The 15,106-nt window shown below is 65.8% G+C and carries 16 protein-coding genes; 10 read left to right on the top strand and 6 right to left on the bottom strand.

Annotation, left to right across the window (positions count from 1 at the left end):
• The first annotated feature begins 106 nt into the window (after window positions 1-106).
• Window positions 107-1,642 (top strand): Do family serine endopeptidase, encoded by a 1,536-nt coding sequence (locus J2S32_RS13295; protein ID WP_253522103.1) that lies wholly within the window; start codon window positions 107-109, stop codon window positions 1,640-1,642.
• A gap of 69 nt (window positions 1,643-1,711) precedes the next feature.
• Here J2S32_RS13295 and J2S32_RS13290 read toward each other — a convergent pair whose 3' ends face one another.
• Complete coding sequence (locus J2S32_RS13290; RefSeq protein WP_253522102.1) at window positions 1,712-3,883, bottom strand: transglycosylase domain-containing protein; 2,172 nt, start codon at window positions 3,881-3,883, stop codon at window positions 1,712-1,714.
• Between the two features lie 102 nt (window positions 3,884-3,985).
• Window positions 3,986-4,387, bottom strand: coding sequence for a peptide-methionine (R)-S-oxide reductase MsrB (gene msrB / locus J2S32_RS13285; protein ID WP_253522101.1), 402 nt, complete (start codon window positions 4,385-4,387; stop codon window positions 3,986-3,988).
• Window positions 4,388-4,586: 199 nt separating this feature from the next.
• On the opposite strand from msrB, the gene rpsT reads away from it, so the two are divergent.
• The 4 genes from rpsT (at window position 4,587) to J2S32_RS13265 (ending at window position 8,069) form a co-directional block, all read left to right on the top strand.
• Window positions 4,587-4,847 carry a 30S ribosomal protein S20 gene (gene rpsT, locus J2S32_RS13280; protein WP_253522100.1) on the top strand — a complete coding sequence of 87 codons (261 nt, stop codon included), beginning with the start codon at window positions 4,587-4,589 and terminating at the stop codon, window positions 4,845-4,847.
• Between the two features lie 445 nt (window positions 4,848-5,292).
• Complete coding sequence (gene dnaA, locus J2S32_RS13275) at window positions 5,293-6,753, top strand: chromosomal replication initiator protein DnaA (protein ID WP_253522099.1); 1,461 nt, start codon at window positions 5,293-5,295, stop codon at window positions 6,751-6,753.
• A 111-nt stretch (window positions 6,754-6,864) separates the two neighbouring features.
• A complete protein-coding gene (locus J2S32_RS13270) occupies window positions 6,865-7,299 on the top strand; it encodes a DUF983 domain-containing protein (protein ID WP_253522098.1) in 435 nt (144 codons plus the stop codon).
• Window positions 7,296-8,069, top strand: a complete 774-nt coding sequence (locus J2S32_RS13265; protein ID WP_253522096.1) for a HesA/MoeB/ThiF family protein — start codon at window positions 7,296-7,298, stop codon at window positions 8,067-8,069. The genes J2S32_RS13270 and J2S32_RS13265 overlap by 4 nt, the downstream gene beginning before the upstream one ends.
• On the opposite strand, the gene J2S32_RS13260 is transcribed toward J2S32_RS13265, so the two are convergent.
• Window positions 8,058-8,759 carry an NAD-dependent deacylase gene (locus tag J2S32_RS13260; RefSeq protein WP_253522094.1) on the bottom strand — a complete coding sequence of 234 codons (702 nt, stop codon included), beginning with the start codon at window positions 8,757-8,759 and terminating at the stop codon, window positions 8,058-8,060. The genes J2S32_RS13265 and J2S32_RS13260 overlap by 12 nt on opposite strands.
• Window positions 8,760-8,829: 70 nt before the next feature.
• On the opposite strand from J2S32_RS13260, the gene dapB reads away from it, so the two are divergent.
• The 5 genes from dapB to J2S32_RS13235 all read left to right on the top strand — a co-directional run bounded on the left by dapB (window position 8,830) and on the right by J2S32_RS13235 (window position 12,209).
• The gene (gene dapB / locus J2S32_RS13255) at window positions 8,830-9,558 is read left to right on the top strand and encodes a 4-hydroxy-tetrahydrodipicolinate reductase (RefSeq protein WP_253522092.1); all 729 of its coding nucleotides are present in this window, start codon (window positions 8,830-8,832) and stop codon (window positions 9,556-9,558) included.
• Window positions 9,559-9,562: 4 nt separating this feature from the next.
• A complete protein-coding gene (locus J2S32_RS13250) occupies window positions 9,563-10,360 on the top strand; it encodes an ion transporter (protein WP_367398983.1) in 798 nt (265 codons plus the stop codon).
• 10 nt (window positions 10,361-10,370) lie between these two features.
• The gene (gene nth, locus J2S32_RS13245; protein WP_253522090.1) at window positions 10,371-11,021 is read left to right on the top strand and encodes an endonuclease III; all 651 of its coding nucleotides are present in this window, start codon (window positions 10,371-10,373) and stop codon (window positions 11,019-11,021) included.
• Between the two features lie 74 nt (window positions 11,022-11,095).
• On the top strand, window positions 11,096-11,974 hold the full coding sequence (locus J2S32_RS13240; protein ID WP_253522088.1) for an ATP-grasp fold amidoligase family protein: 879 nt from the start codon (window positions 11,096-11,098) through the stop codon (window positions 11,972-11,974).
• 82 nt (window positions 11,975-12,056) lie between these two features.
• On the top strand, window positions 12,057-12,209 hold the full coding sequence (locus J2S32_RS13235; RefSeq protein WP_253522087.1) for a hypothetical protein: 153 nt from the start codon (window positions 12,057-12,059) through the stop codon (window positions 12,207-12,209).
• Here the strand turns inward: J2S32_RS13235 and J2S32_RS13230 are convergent.
• The 3 genes from J2S32_RS13230 to dapE all read right to left on the bottom strand — a co-directional run bounded on the left by J2S32_RS13230 (window position 12,206) and on the right by dapE (window position 15,103).
• Window positions 12,206-12,616, bottom strand: a complete 411-nt coding sequence (locus tag J2S32_RS13230) for a hypothetical protein (protein ID WP_253522086.1) — start codon at window positions 12,614-12,616, stop codon at window positions 12,206-12,208. The genes J2S32_RS13235 and J2S32_RS13230 overlap by 4 nt on opposite strands.
• A gap of 11 nt (window positions 12,617-12,627) precedes the next feature.
• Window positions 12,628-13,866, bottom strand: coding sequence for a dicarboxylate/amino acid:cation symporter (locus J2S32_RS13225; RefSeq protein WP_253522085.1), 1,239 nt, complete (start codon window positions 13,864-13,866; stop codon window positions 12,628-12,630).
• A gap of 100 nt (window positions 13,867-13,966) precedes the next feature.
• Window positions 13,967-15,103 (bottom strand): succinyl-diaminopimelate desuccinylase, encoded by a 1,137-nt coding sequence (gene dapE / locus J2S32_RS13220; RefSeq protein WP_253522084.1) that lies wholly within the window; start codon window positions 15,101-15,103, stop codon window positions 13,967-13,969.
• Between the last annotated feature and the right edge of the window lie 3 nt (window positions 15,104-15,106).

Here is a 15,106-nt window from a genome sequence, read left to right as displayed (position 1 = left end):
GGGGGCGAAAATCGCCCGCCGGAACGCCAGGTCCGCATGGCGGTAGCTTTGCTGCCGACCGCGGCACCTGCATTTTAGAGAAGAGGACGAAAAGGACGTGAAGCCCGTGCGATATGCATATTCCGTGACGAGCGCGCTGCTGGTAGGCGGCGCCGCGATCTCGCTCGCGACCGGCTACCCGGCCGGCGCCCAGGTCGCCCAGAACGACGACAGCCACATGGCCCGCGTCGTCCCGCGTGCCGGCGCTCCCGAAAGCTTTGCCGACCTGACCGCGCAATTGCAGCCCGCCGTGGTCAATATCTCGACCCGCCAGCGGATCGAGGTTTCGGGCAGTAGCGGCAATCCCTTCGCCGGCACCCCGTTCGAGGGCCTGTTCAACCGCCGCGGCGGTAGCCAGCAACAGGAACCGCAATATCGCGAAGGCCAGTCGCTGGGCTCGGGCTTCATCATTTCGGCCGATGGCTATGTCGTGACCAACAACCACGTGGTCAGCCCGACCGGGCGCGGGACGGTGGAGGAAATCACCGTCACCATGCCCGACGGCACCGAATACAACGCCGAACTGGTCGGCACCGACCCGCAGAGCGATCTGGCGGTGCTCAAGATCAACCGCGGCGCGGATTTTCCCTTCGTCGAGTTTGGCGATTCGGCGCAGGCCCGCCCGGGCGACTGGGTGGTCGCGATCGGCAATCCCTTCGGGCTTGGCGGAACGGTCACTTCGGGCATTGTCTCGGCGGTCTATCGCAACACCGGCCAGGGCGGCGCCTATGACCGCTACATCCAGACCGATGCCGCGATCAATCGCGGCAATTCAGGCGGCCCGCTGTTCGACATGCAGGGCAATGTGATCGGCATCAACAATGCGATCTTTTCGCCTTCGGGCGGCAGCGTGGGGATCGGCTTCGCCATTCCCGCCGAGATCGCCGCACCGATCGTCAAGCAGCTGCGCGACGGCGTCGAAATCGAGCGCGGCTATCTGGGTGTCTCGATCCAGCCGGTGACCGACGATCTCGCCGATTCGCTGGGCATCGAACAGAACCGCGGCGAGTTCATCCAGTCGGTCCAGCCGGGCGAGGCGGCCGACGAGGCGGGCATTCGCGCGGGCGATATCGTGACCAAGATCAATGGTCAGACGGTCACGCCCGACCAGTCGCTGTCCTATCTCGTCGCCAATACCCCGCCGGGCACCACCATCCCGGTCGAGCTGATCCGCGACGGGCAGACGCGCCGCGTCAATGTGACCGTGGGCAAGCGTCCGAGCGAGGAAGAACTGCGCCAGCAGCAGCAGTTCGACCCCGATGCCGAGGACGAGGATCCGATGGAAGCGAGCGACAATGCCGTGATCGAGGAAAAGCTCGGCCTGCAGGTGTTGCCGCTGACGCCGCAGATCGCGCGCCAGCTGGGCGTCGGCGCCGACACGCAGGGGCTTGTCGTGGCGGGGGTCGACCGGAACTCCGATGCGGCCCGCAAGGGGCTGCAGCGCGGCGACATCATCCTCACCGCGAACTATCGCGCAGTGACCAGCATGCAGGATCTGGAAAACACCATCCGCACTGCGGAAAGCGAAAACCGCGAAGCGGTGCTGCTGCGCATCCAGCAACGTGGCCGCCAGCCGGCCTATGTGGCGGTGCGCCTGCGCTAAAGCCGCTACCCGACATGCCAAGGGCGGCCCTCGCATTTCGCGGGGGCCGCCCTTTTCATATCCGCCCGGCTAATTGTTGGGGCGCGGGGTCTGCTGCGGCCCGGGTTCGCGCCGCCCGCCGGTCGCCTCGTCGAGGAAATCGTCGCCGATCGCCTGCGGCGCGCCATCGGCACCGCGGGGCGGCTGCTGCGGTGCGCGCGGTGCGGGCACGGCCGGCGTGCGTGGACGCGCCGGATCGAGCGTCCGGTCGAAATCGTCGGCGAAGGGATCGCCGCGCGAGCTGTCGCTCGTACCCGGCTCGATCAGGTTGCCCTGCTCGTCGATGAAGTAGTAATCCTCCGGATCGCCGAGCATGTATTCGTCGTCGGGCTCGAGCTGCCATTCGGGCAGCTGGAGATCGGTGTCGAATTCGACCACCGGGCGATCCTTGACCGCATAGCGCATATAGGCGGCAAAGGCGCGCGCGGGCGCGGTGCCGCCCTGCAGGCCGCCGACGCGCGCATTGTCGTCGCGGCCCATCCACACGCCGGTGGTGATCCCGCTGGAAAAGCCGACGAAATAGCCGTCCTTGTTCGAGCTGGTGGTGCCGGTCTTGCCCGCCACCGGCCGCCCGATCTGCGCCGCGCGGCCGGTGCCGGTGGCAACCGCCGTCTGCAACAGGTCGGTGATCCCGGCAGCGACATAATCGGGCACCAGCTGCGACGAACGCGCAGGTTCGTGCTGGTAGAGCAATTCGCCATCGGCGGTTTCGACCTTGAGGATGCCATGCGGTTCGACCGAAGCCCCCTCCGCCGATACGACGGCGAAGGCGCGGGTCATGTCGATCAGCCGCACTTCGTTCGAACCCAGCACCATGGCGGGATAGGTGTTGATCTCGGTCGTTATGCCGAACCGCCGCGCCATCGAGGCGACGGTGCCGAAGCCGACTTCATTGCCCAGCTGCGCGGCGACGGTGTTGATCGAATAGGCAAAGGCGGTGCGCAGATCGATTTCGCCGACATTGCGCCCGCTCGAATTGCGCGGGCTCCACCCGTCGATCTCGACCGGCGTATCGACGACGCGGTCGTTGGGCGTGTAGCCCGCCTCGAGCGCGGCGAGATAGACGAACAGTTTCCATGCCGAACCCGGCTGGCGCAGCGCATCGGTCGCACGGTTGTAATTGGTCGCGACGTAATCGGTGCCGCCGACCAGCGCGAGGATCGCCCCGTCGCGGTCCATGCTGACCAGCGCGCCCTGCGCCCCGTCGGGCGTGTTCGACTTGATCGACGCGGTCGCCGCGCGCTGCATCCCGACATCGAGCGTGGTCCACACCTCGATCGGCTCGAAGGTCTCGGGCAGCAGCAGGTCGAGCTGCGGCAGCGCCCAGTCGGTGAAGTAGCGCACCGAATTCTGGCCCGCCTCTTCCTTGAGCTTCACCGCGCTGGGATCGACCGTCACATCGGGCGCGATCCGGCCCTGTTCCTTCATCAGCCGCAGCACCACGCTGGCGCGCCCCACCGCGGCGTCGACATCTGCAGTCGGGGAATAGCGGCTGGGCGCCTTGACCAGCCCGGCGATGATCGCCGCCTCGGCAACCGACAGTTCGGTCGCGGGATGGCTGAAGAACTTCCGGCTGGCGCTGTCGATGCCATAGGCACCGCCGCCGAAATAGACCTTGTTGAGATAGAGCTCGAGGATCTGCTCCTTCGAGAATTTCCATTCCAGCGCCATCGCAAGGATCGCCTCGCGCAGCTTGCGGTCGAGCGAGCGGTTGTTGTTGAGGAAGACGTTGCGCGCGAGCTGCTGGGTGAGCGTCGAGGTCCCGCCAACCCGTTCACGCGAACCGGTCAGCCCTTCGATGATCGCACCGCCGGTGCGCCAGGGGTCGATCCCGAAATGCGAATAATACCGCCGGTCCTCGACCGAGATCATCGCATCCTTCATCACCTGCGGGATCTCGTCCGAGGTCAGCCATTTGCCGAAACTGGGGCCGAGCTCGACAATCTCGGTCCCGTCGCGCGCGCGCACCACGATGGTCTGCGCGTTCTGCGTCGCTTTCAGCTGGTAATAGGTCGGCATCGAGCGCGCGGAAAATCCCACGGCGAGCGCCAGGAACAGCGCCACGAGCAGCGCCAGCGCGCCGCCCCAGACGACGAGGCGGCGGGTCCAGCGCGCGAACCAGCTTTGCGGTTTGTCCGCTGCGGCCCGTGCAGCGCGTTCCTTGCGCGCCGAACTCTTGCGGCGGCTCCCTCGTCTATCCATCGATTATGCTGGCACCCTTGTTGCTCGCCGCCCTATAAGTGCCCCGACCTTGCATGGCGAGGTCTAACCAAGCGTGAACGGAACCATGCGCGGTTGGACGCCTCAATCCTCGGGCTCGAAATCGAGCGCGGCGGAGTTGATGCAATAGCGCAGGCCGCCGCGATCGGGGGGCCCGTCGGGGAAGACATGGCCCAGATGCCCGCCGCAATTGGCGCAGGTCACCTCGGTCCGGATCATCCCGTGCGACACGTCGCGGTGCTCGTCGACCGCCTCGCCTTCGGCAGGGGCGGTAAAGGCGGGCCAGCCGCAGCCGCTGTTGTATTTCTCGCCGCTCTCGAACAGCTTCTGGCCGCAGCCCGCGCAGTAATATTCACCGGCGTCGTAATGCTTGTCGTATTTGCCGGTGAAGGCACGCTCGGTCCCGGCTTCACGCAGCACGTGGAATTGCTCGGGGGTCAGCTTCTCGCGCCATTCGGCGGCGGTGTGTTCGGGCTTGTCGCTCACGGCTTGTCCTTTCGTCTGGGACAGACCATATAGGCGCTGCCGGAGCCGATGCACGCGGTTCCGCGAATGGTCGACGATTTGCTTGACGATTCGGAGGCGCGCCGCTAAGTGCGCCGCTTTCCGGCGGCCCATGCCGCCTTTTCGCACGCACTTACGAGATTTCCCGCCGCGCATGCCGTGCGGCCTGACGAGGACAAACATGGCCAACACGCCGCAAGCCAAGAAGCGCATCCGTCGCAACGCAAACCGCGCCGAAATCAACGGTGCCCGCATGAGCCGCATCCGCAACTTCCTCAAGAAGGTGGAAGTCGCGATCGAAGGCGGCGACAAGGATACCGCACAGACGGCGCTCAGGAGCGCGCAGCCGGAACTGGCGCGCGGTGTTGCCCGCGGCGTGCTGCACAAGAACACGGCGGCGCGTAAGATGAGCCGCCTGACGAAGCGGGTCGCTTCGCTCTAAGAGATTCGCCGGTCCCGGGACCGGCTTCGACAGTATTCGTGGGGCCGTCGGGTTAACCGGCGGCCCTTTTGTCGTATTTCAGTTGCATTCGAATACTGGCTTGAAATGCATTCGTAACAAAACCCACGCGAAACTCACGATTCGCAGCGCAAATTTGGGCGAACTCAAGTAATATCCGTCACTTGAACGGGGGCCTGCGGCTTACACGTGAGTCAACAAGTATATTTCAGATTTTTTGCAGTTATCCCCCTTGCGACTCATCCGGCGAGCGACCTACACAATGGTTCTCGGTTCGGGGCGGGACAGCCCGGACCTTTAGATTATCGACGAGCGAGGGCGACCTTCGGATGCACCGATTCCGGAGTGTGGCGATGCTGTGCCCGGCCTTGCCAATGTTAGAAGCAAACGAGTGGCGCCGCGGCGTTCACCGGGGGATGATACAAGAATGCGTAAGGCATCAGACATTGGTTCGCGCAAGGCACAGGACGATTTCATGGAAGATCAAGAGGCGGTGAACCTGGCGGCGGACTGGGCCGATATCAGCCAGGGTCTGCGCAAGGATCTTGGTCACCAGCTCCACAGCCAGTGGATCAAGCCGATCCAGGTCGGCGGGATCGACAAGGACAGCGGTACGCTCGACCTGTTCCTGCCCACCGAATTCAGCGCCAATTGGGTCAAGGACCGCTTTGCCGACCGGCTCAGCCTGGCGTGGAAGATCGCGCGTAGCGAAGTGCGCGACGTCCGCATCCAGGTCCATCCGGGGCGCCGCCAGGTCGCCGATCTGCGCCTTCATTCGGACGGGCGCCGCCCGGCCAATGACGGGGCCGACACCTCGATGATGGCGATCGGCGCCGACACGCTGGGCGATACCGGTTTCACCAGCTCGGTCGGGCTCGACCCCAGCCTCACCTTTGCCGCCTTCATCACCGGCGAAGCCAATGTCCTGGCCTTCAACGCCGCGCAGCGCATGGGCGCGACCGAGAAGCCGCAGTTCAGCCCGCTCTACCTCAAGGCCGCCACCGGCCAGGGCAAGACGCACCTGCTGCACGCCACCGGCCATGCCTTTCTGCAGGCACATCCGCGCAGCCGTATCTTCTACTGCAGCGCCGAGCGCTTCATGGTCGAATTCGTCCAGGCGCTGAAGGCCAACCAGATGCTCGAATTCAAGGCCCGGCTGCGCAGCTTCGACCTGCTGCTGGTGGACGATATCCAGTTCATCATCGGCAAGGCCAGCGCGCAGGAAGAACTGCTCTACACGATCGATGCGCTGCTCGCCGAAGGCAAGCGGCTGGTGTTCGCCGCCGACCGTGCGCCGCAGGCGCTCGACGGGGTCGAACCGCGCCTGCTCAGCCGCCTGTCGATGGGCCTCGTCGCCGATATCCAGGCCGCGGACATCGAACTGCGCAAGAAGATCCTAACCTCCAAGCTGACGCGTTTCGCACCGCTCGACGTGCCTGCGGACGTGCTCGACTTCCTCGCCCGTACCATCACGCGCAATATCCGCGAACTGGTCGGCGGGCTCAACAAGCTGATCGCCTATGCGCAGCTGACCGGGCAGGAAGTCTCGCTCCAGCTGGCCGAAGAGCAGCTGACCGATATCCTGTCGGCCAACCGCCGCCGGATCACGATCGACGAGATCCAGCGCACCGTATGCCAGTTCTACCGTATCGACCGCAGCGAGATGAGCAGCAAGCGCCGCGCGCGCGCCGTGGTGCGGCCGCGGCAGGTGGCGATGTATCTGTCGAAAGTGCTCACCCCGCGCAGCTATCCGGAAATCGGGCGCAAGTTCGGCGGGCGCGACCATTCGACCGTGATCCATGCGGTGCGGCTTATCGAGGATTTGCGCCAGCGCGATGCCGATATGGACGGCGATGTGCGCAGCCTGCTCCGGCAGCTCGAAAGCTGACGGCATAAGCGCGGGCGCCGGCGCGTCCGCTCCCCACCCCGTTCACACCGCTTCGACAGCTCTGTGCACAGAGCTGTCGACAGGCGCCATTGCGCGCGCCAAAGAGCCTGCATGCCGCAGATACCTCCCGCCGCCCCGCGCGCCGATATCGCCCTGCCCGCTTCCTTCGGCGCCGCACTGTGGCGCGGCGCGCGGTGCCGGTGCCCGCGGTGCGGCGAAGCGCCGCTGTTCCGCAAATGGCTCAAGCCGCATGATCGCTGCCCCGCCTGCGCGCTCGACATTTCGGGCCAGCGCGCGGACGATTTTCCGGCCTATGTCTCGATCTTCGTCACCGGCCATCTGCTCGCGCCGGTGCTGATCATCCTCGCGAGCGACTTCGCGCTGTCGAGCATGGCGATCCTCGCCATCATCCTCCCGCTGGCGGTGATCTTCATGCTGGTCACGCTGCAGCCCGCCAAGGGCGGGGTGATCGCGCTGCAATGGTGGCACGGCATGCACGGCTTTCGCCGCGAACGCCTGCCCGAGCCGCAGGACGAGCTGCAATGAGCCTGCCACCGGGCCGCCTCGACCGGTTTGCGCGGCATATCGTGCTGCCCGAAGTGGGCGGCGCGGGCCAGGTCGCGCTGGCGGGCAAGCATCTCGTGCTGGTGGGCCTGGGCGGGATCGGCTCACCCGCGCTGCAATATCTCGCCGGCGCGGGGATCGGGAAGCTGACGCTGGTCGACGACGACCGGGTCGATGCCAGCAATCTCCAGCGCCAGACGCTGTATAACGAACGCGATGTCGGCCACGGCAAGGCGGTGATCGCCAAGCGCTGGGTGACCGGCTTCGACGCCGCGCTCGACGTCACCATCAGCGACCGCCGGATCACGCGCGACAATGCACACGAACTCGTGGTCGATGCCGATCTGATTCTCGACGGGACCGACAATTTCGCCACAAGGCTGGCGGTTGCCGATGCCTGCGTGGCGGAGCGCGTTCCGTTGCTCTCGGCCGCGGTCGGGCGCTTTCAGGGGCAGGTCGGTGCCTTTGCCGGACACCTTCCCAACCAGCCGTGCTACCGCTGCTTCGTCGGCGATGCCTTCGATGCGGAGGATTGCGACACCTGCGCCGAGGACGGCATGCTTGGCGCGATGGCCGGCTGGGTCGCGACCTTCGCGGCGTTGCAGGCGGTGCGCATCCTGCTCGACGGGGTCAGCGCGCTGGGCGAGGCCGATTGGGGCCGGGTCCACCTGCTCGACGGGCTAAAGCCCGCCATGCGCAGCTTCACCATCGCCAAGGACCCCGCCTGCGCCGCCTGCGGGTCAGCCGCCTAGGACTTCCGCAACCCATTCGGGGACCACCTGCGTCGCCGGGCCGTGCCGCGACTGGTGGAACCAGCGCGATCCCATGCTCGCCTCGAGATTGAGTTCGAGCGTGCGGACGCGCATTTCACGGGCGTCCTGGACGAAACCCGCCGCGGGATAGACCGCGCCCGAGGTGCCGATCGAGACGAACAGATCCGCCTGCCGCAACGCGGCATGGATGCGCTCCATTTCGTAGGGCATTTCGCCGAACCACACGACATCGGGCCGCAGCGCGGGCGTGCCGCAAGCCGGGCATGGCGGACGGTCGATCATTGGCCCGGTCCAGCGCGAACGGATATCGCAGGCAGTGCACCAGGCGTTGAGATGCGTGCCATGCATATGCAGCACGCGGCGCGCGCCCGCCCGCTCGTGCAGGTCGTCGACATTCTGCGTCACCACCAGCAGTTCGCCGTCCCATTCCGCATCGAGCCGGGCGATCGCCTCATGCGCGGCATTGGGCTGCTTGGCCTGGATCGCCTCGCGCCGCTGGTCGTAGAAGCGCAGCACGAGATCGGGATCGCGCACGAAGGCCTCGGGCGTGGCGACATCCTCGACCCGGTGCTGTTCCCACAAGCCGCCGCCATCGCGGAAGGTATCGATCCCGCTTTCGGCGGAGATACCTGCCCCGGTGAGGATCACGATGTTGCGCATATCGGTCATTTGCCCTCAAGTAGCGATGCGGTAGGGCATGTCAAAGACCGGCCATGAACCATGGCCGATAGGGGAAAGAATGGCGCGGATCGGGATTATCGGGTGCGAAGGCGCCATGGGCCATGCGCTTGCCGCCGTGATCGGTGCAAGCGGGCATGAACTGGCGGGCGGGATCGACAAGGGCGGCGACGCGGCCGGGCTGGCCGATGCAAGCGAGGTGCTGGTCGATTTCTCGACCCCCGGCGCGCTGTGCATCAACCTCCACGCCGCGATCGGCGCAGGCGTGCCGCTGGTGATCGGCACGACCGGGCTCGAGGAGCGGCATCACGCCGCGATCGACGATGCCGCGCGCGCGGTGCCGGTGCTGCAGACGGGCAATACCTCGCTCGGCGTGACGCTGCTCGCGCATCTGGTCCGCGAGGCCGCTGCAAGGCTGGGACCCGACTGGGATATCGAAATCCTCGAGATGCATCATCGGCGCAAGGTCGATGCCCCCAGCGGGACCGCGCTGCTGCTCGGCGAAGCTGCGGCAGGGGCGCGCGGGATCGATCTCGCCAGCCATTCCGAACGCGGACGCGACGGGCACACCGGCGCGCGCGAAGAAGGCGCGATCGGCTTTGCCAGCCTGCGCGGCGGCACCGTGGCGGGCGAACACAGCGCGATCCTGGCGGGCGAGGAAGAACGCATCACGCTGTCGCACAGCGCCGAGAATCGCTCGATCTTCGCGCGCGGCGCGGTGCGCGCGGCCGAATGGATGATCGGGCGCGATCCCGGCCGCTACTCGATGGACCAGGTGCTGGGGATCTGAGCCTGTGACCCTGCGCGCCCGTCTGCACCGGCAATTGCATATCGGCTCCTGGCCGAATGGCCGGCTGACGGGGCTGAACATCTTCGTGGTGTGGACGATCCTGCTGGCATTGCTGGTCGGGATCGTCGCGACCGAGCCGCAGATCCGCATTCCCTACCAGCGCGAAATCCTGATTGCCGAGTTCGTCTTCGGCACGATCTTCCTAGTCGAATATCTCGGGCGCATCTATGCCGCGCCCGAACGCGAGGGGCCGGGCTCCGCCTGGGCCAAGCGCTGGCGCTTCATCCTGTCGCCGATCGGGATCATCGATTTGATCGTGGTCGCAGTGAGCCTGGCGCCCTTCTTCATCGCCAATGCCGCAGTGCTGCGCGTCATCCGTCTGCTGCGGATCGTCTCGATCCTCAAGTTCAGCCGCTTTTCCGCCGCGATGCGCGAAATCGGCGCCGCGCTGCGCGAACGCAGCTACGACCTGATCGTCTGCGCCACGCTGGCGCTGGTGCTGGTGCTGCTGGGCGCGGCGGGGCTCTATTGGGTCGAGGGCAGCCTGCAGCCCAAGCAGTTCGGATCGATCCCGCGCGCGCTGTGGTGGGCGGTGATCACGCTGACGACGGTCGGTTATGGCGATGTCTATCCGGTCACCACTGCGGGGCGGCTGATCGGTTCGATAGTGGCGATCGGCGGAGTGCTGCTGGTGGCACTGCCCACCGGCATCGTCGCCGCCGCCTTCAGCGATGCGATGCAGCGCCGCCGCGAAGCGATGGCGCGCGCATTGGAGGACATGGAAGGCTCGATCCCCGAGTGACCGCCGGATTATGACCAAGGACCAGATCTTCGAATTTTTCCGCCGGCTCGCCGAGGACAATCCCGCGCCCGAGACCGAGCTGGAATATGGCAATGCCTACCAGCTGGTGGTGGCGGTCGCGCTCTCCGCGCAGGCAACCGATGTCGGCGTCAACAAGGCGACCCGCGCGCTGTTCCGCACAGTCGAGACGCCGCAGGCGATGCTCGCCCTGGGCGAAGACGGGCTGAAGGAGCACATCAAGACCATCGGCCTGTTCAATTCCAAGGCCAAGAACGTGATCGCGCTCAGCCAGCTGCTGGTCGACGAATATGGCGGCGAGGTGCCCGACACGCGCGAGGATCTCGTCCGCCTGCCCGGCGTGGGCCGCAAAACCGCCAATGTCGTGCTCAACTGCTGGTTCGGGCAGGAAACCTTCGCGGTCGACACGCATATCCTGCGCGTCGGCAATCGCACCGGCCTCGCCAAGGGCAAGACGCCCGAGCAGGTCGAGGCGAAGCTCGAAAAGCGCGTGCCGCAGCCCTTCCGGCTGGGCGCCCATCACTGGCTGATCCTGCACGGCCGCTATATCTGCAAGGCGCGCACGCCCGAATGCTGGCGCTGCCCGGTGGTCGATCTGTGCAGCTACCGCAAGAAGGTGCTGGAGAAGCCCAGGGGGCGCTAGGTGCAACGGCCCCCGCCCCCCTTTCCGGTTCACCCCGTGCGGAACGCAAACCCGCGACCGGCGTATCGCTGACGATGGACCTGCGGAAGCTGCCCTCCCTCCCGCACTGGCTCCTGCCCCTGCCCAAGGTCCGGATCAGCCTCACCTATCTGTGGCGTCACCGCCGCTGGCCCGACCTGCACCGCCCGCGCCGCTTCACCGAACTGGTGCAGCAGCGCAAGCTGGAGGACCGCAATCCCCTGCTGCCCGTGTGGGTCGACAAGGTCTCCGCCAAGCAGCAGGCCGCGCGGTTGCTGGGCGAGCAATGGATCATCCCCACGCGCTGGACGGGCAACGTCCTGCCCGCAGGCCCGCCCGCCCCCTTTCCGTTCATTCTCAAGGCCAGCCATGGCTGCAACCAGAACGTGGTGTGCCATGACGCGGCGGATTGGCAGGCGGCGCGGCGGCGGGCTGCGGGCTGGACGCGCAGGGCCTACGGCCTGTGGCTCGACGAATGGGCTTACCGCGACCTGCCGCGCGGGTACATCGTCGAACCCTTTCTCGGCAGCGGCGACCGGCTTCCGGTGGATTACAAGATCTATGTCTTCGGCGGGCACGCGGTGCTGGTGCAGGTACATCTCGATCGCGGGCGCAATCACCGCTGGACGCTCTACGACCGGGCATGGACGCAGGTCTCGATGCCGGACGAGGCGCCCTCGTCCGCGCCGGCGAATCTCGACCGCATGCTGGCCGCAGCCGAGACGCTGGCGCGGCCGTTCAACTTTGCGCGGATCGATTTCTACGAGATTGATGGCCAACCCAAATTCGGCGAGGTCACCTTCTATCCCGGCTCGGGGCTCGACCCGTTCGATCCGCCCGAACTCGACCGGCATATCGGCGCGCTATGGCTCGCGGCGATCGCGGGCGACCCAGCCGAACCGGAGCAAGAGGAACTGCAACCGGTCGCGGCCTGATCCGCCATCAGTGGATTGTTGACGGAGATCGGAACGCCAATCCCGACGAGACCCGAGCAGGTCGAAGCCAAGCTGGAAAAGCGTGCCGCAGCCCTTCCGGCTAGGCGCACATCACTGGCTGAGCCTGCACGGCCGCTATGTCTGCAAGGCGGGCGCGCCCGAATGCTGGCACTGCCCGGTGGTCGACCTGTGTAGCTATAGCAAGAAGGCGCTGGAGAAGCCCAAGGGGCGTTAGGAAAGACTTGCGACGAAATCCATGATCATCGGGTCCGTATAGAGCTTGACCGGGTCTGCTTCCCCATCCTTTTTCCGACGAAACTCTCCGGCATCGAATGCCGAGTAAACTTCATCGAACTGCAGAGGCCAACAACCTTCCGGCATCTCCTCGAGACGTGAGATCATCTCGCTCCACAATTCATTTGCAAGCGAATTTCCAAAGGCATAATTCACTGACCCGCTGTCGTAGCGCTTGGCCAATTCAATACCGATGCAGTTCAAGCTTTCGAACCATGGGAGGCCGAGAAGTCCGGACCAACGCTCCAAGTCGTCTACATAAAACGTATGAATGTAGCCGTCGGTATCACACCGCGAGCGCAGTTCAGCGAATATTTGATCGAGAATCGGGGCTTTCGACTCGGTCATCAGTAGATATATCAAACATCGTCCGCCGAGATCATCTCGCGTGTGTCGATCTCGCCCGTCATCACCGCCACCGTGGTCGCTACCGCGGCATCGCCGCTGACATTGGTGGTGGTGCGCATCATGTCCATGATCCGGTCGACGCCGGCGACGAAGGCGATCGTTTCCAGCGGCACGCCGACTGCGCCGAACACCAGCGCCATCATGATCAGGCCCGCGCCCGGGATGCCCGCCGCGCCGACCGCGCCCAGCGTTGCGAGGATCGAGATGAGGAAATAGTCGCCCATCGACAGGTCGACGCCGAAGATCTGCGCGCCGAACAGCGTGGCGAGACCGAGATACATCGCGGTGCCGTTCATGTTGATCGTCGCACCCAGGCTGATGACGAAGCTGGCCACCGAATTCGACACGCCGAGATTGCGCTCGGCGCAGCGCAGCGTGACAGGCAGCGTCGCATTGGAGCTGGCAGTCGAATAGCTCACCGCCATCGCATCGAGGATGCCGCGGAAGAAGTCGCGCACGGGCAGCTTGGCGAGGAACTTGATCATGCTGCCGTAGATCAGCGTGATGATCAGCAGGCAGCCGAGGTAGTTGAGCCCGACCAGCTTGGCGAGGCTGACCAGCGCATCGAGGCCGAGCGTGCCCGCCACCCACGCCATCAGCGCGAAGACGCCGAAGGGGGTCAGTTCCATCACGATCATGGTGACCTTCTGCATGATCACCGCGCCGCTATCGAAGACCTTCTGGACCGGAACGCCGTCTTCCTTGGCCATCAGGATGCCGATGCCGATCAGCATGCTGAACACGATCAGCGGCAGCACCGCGACATCGGCCATCACCTGCACCGGGCTTTCGGGCACGATCGAGAGGATCATGTCGACTGCGGACGTCTCGTTGGGTTCGGGCGTCGCGCCCTTCTGGATCGCATCGGTATCCAGCCCCGCGCCCGGCTGGACCAGCGTGCCGAGGCCCAGCCCGAGCCAGACCGCGATCTGGCCGGTGACCACGAACAAGAGCATCGCCCGCCCGCCGACCGCGCCCAGTTTGCGCAAATCGCCGATCGCCGCGACACCCGAAACGAGGCTGAAGAAGATCAGTGGGACGACCAGCATCTTGATCGACTTGATGAAGAAATCGCCGATCCACTTGATGCTTTCGGCCTCCGGGCCCCAGGCCCAGCCAGTGAGCACACCGAGAATGAGCGCGGTAATCACGCGCTGCCACAGCGGAATTTCGAACCAGGTCCTCAGCAACTTCCCAACCCCTCGTCTTGTCATTGCGAGCGGTCAAAGCCGCGCGCGGATTCATGCCGCAGTTATCGTGGCTTGCAAAGCCTTGTGAGGAGGCGCGCGTTCACCCGCCGAGCACGTCGCGGGCGATCCGCGCGTAAATCCGGCTCAGCGTGGCGAGATCCTCCACCGCGACCGCCTCATTGGTCTTGTGCATGGTCGCATTGACCAGCCCGAATTCGATTACCGGGCAGACGCTGCGCAGGAACCGCGCATCCGAGGTGCCGCCGGTGGTCGAGGGTTCGGGATCGACGCCGGTTTCCGCCTTCACGGCCGCGGCGATACTGTCGCTGAAGGTGCCCGGCGGAGTCAGGAACGGCTCGCCGCTGATGATCGGCAGCGCGCTGCCGCCATGCTTTTCCGCGATCCCGCCGACCTTCTCGGACAGCGATGCGCCCGAATGCAGATCGTTGAAGCGGATCGAGATCCGCGCCTTGGCGAGCGCGGGGATCACATTGTGTGCATCATTGGGCACGTCGATCTCGGTCACTTCGAGATTGCTCGGCTGGAACCAGTCGGTGCCTTCGTCGAGCACCAGCGCGTCGAGTTCGGCAAGCATCGCGACCAGCCTGGGGATCGGATTGTCGGCCAGGTGCGGATAGGCGACATGCCCCTGCGTGCCCTGCACTTCGAGCCAGATGTTGACCGAACCGCGCCGCCCGATCTTCATCATATCGCCCAGCCGGTTGACCGAAGTCGGCTCGCCGACGAGGCAGAGGTCGGGCTGGTGGCCTTGCTCGCGCATGAAGTCGATCAGCGCACGCGTGCCATGCAGCGCGGGGCCCTCCTCGTCGCCGGTGATGATGAAGCTGATCGTCCCCGCGTCGGCAGGCACCTGCGCCGCCGCATCGACCATGCAGGCGATCGCTCCCTTCATGTCGACCGCGCCGCGGCCATAGAGCAGCTCGCCGCGCACTTCGGGTGCGAAGGCCTCGCTGGTCCAGCCGCCACCGGGCGGGACGACATCGAGATGGCCGGCAAAGGCCAGGTGCCGCGAGCCTTCGGGCCCGCGGCGGATCGCGAAGAGGTTCTCCACCGGCGCTTCGGGCGTGCCCACGGCGCCTTCTCCGCGGGTGAACCGCGTCACCTCGAAGCCGAGCGGCACCAGCATCGCTTCCATCGCGTCGAACACCGCGCCGGTGGCGGGGGTGACGCTGGGCGCGGCCATCAGCCGCTTGGCGAGATCGAGAACATCAGTCATGCT

The organism is Qipengyuania citrea, assembly GCF_024171405.1.
Classification (GTDB): Bacteria; Pseudomonadota; Alphaproteobacteria; order Sphingomonadales; family Sphingomonadaceae; genus Qipengyuania; species Qipengyuania profunda.
Note: the sequence above shows the minus strand (reverse complement) of the source record. Positions and strands in the feature narration are given on the sequence as shown.

Excerpts from the sequence above, each read along its gene's own strand:
- J2S32_RS13230 (WP_253522086.1), bottom strand. The coding sequence starts at position 12,616 with ATGACCGAGTCGAAAGCCCCGATTCTCGATCAAATATTCGCTGAACTG.
- dapE (WP_253522084.1), bottom strand. The coding sequence starts at position 15,103 with ATGACTGATGTTCTCGATCTCGCCAAGCGGCTGATGGCCGCGCCCAGC.
- J2S32_RS13265 (WP_253522096.1), top strand. The coding sequence starts at position 7,296 with ATGAGCCTGCCACCGGGCCGCCTCGACCGGTTTGCGCGGCATATCGTG.
- J2S32_RS13240 (WP_253522088.1), top strand. The coding sequence starts at position 11,096 with ATGGACCTGCGGAAGCTGCCCTCCCTCCCGCACTGGCTCCTGCCCCTG.
- J2S32_RS13270 (WP_253522098.1), top strand. The coding sequence starts at position 6,865 with ATGCCGCAGATACCTCCCGCCGCCCCGCGCGCCGATATCGCCCTGCCC.
- nth (WP_253522090.1), top strand. The coding sequence starts at position 10,371 with ATGACCAAGGACCAGATCTTCGAATTTTTCCGCCGGCTCGCCGAGGAC.
- dapB (WP_253522092.1), top strand. The coding sequence starts at position 8,830 with ATGGCGCGGATCGGGATTATCGGGTGCGAAGGCGCCATGGGCCATGCG.
- dnaA (WP_253522099.1), top strand. The coding sequence starts at position 5,293 with ATGCGTAAGGCATCAGACATTGGTTCGCGCAAGGCACAGGACGATTTC.
- J2S32_RS13260 (WP_253522094.1), bottom strand. The coding sequence starts at position 8,759 with ATGACCGATATGCGCAACATCGTGATCCTCACCGGGGCAGGTATCTCC.
- rpsT (WP_253522100.1), top strand. The coding sequence starts at position 4,587 with ATGGCCAACACGCCGCAAGCCAAGAAGCGCATCCGTCGCAACGCAAAC.
- J2S32_RS13290 (WP_253522102.1), bottom strand. The coding sequence starts at position 3,883 with ATGGATAGACGAGGGAGCCGCCGCAAGAGTTCGGCGCGCAAGGAACGC.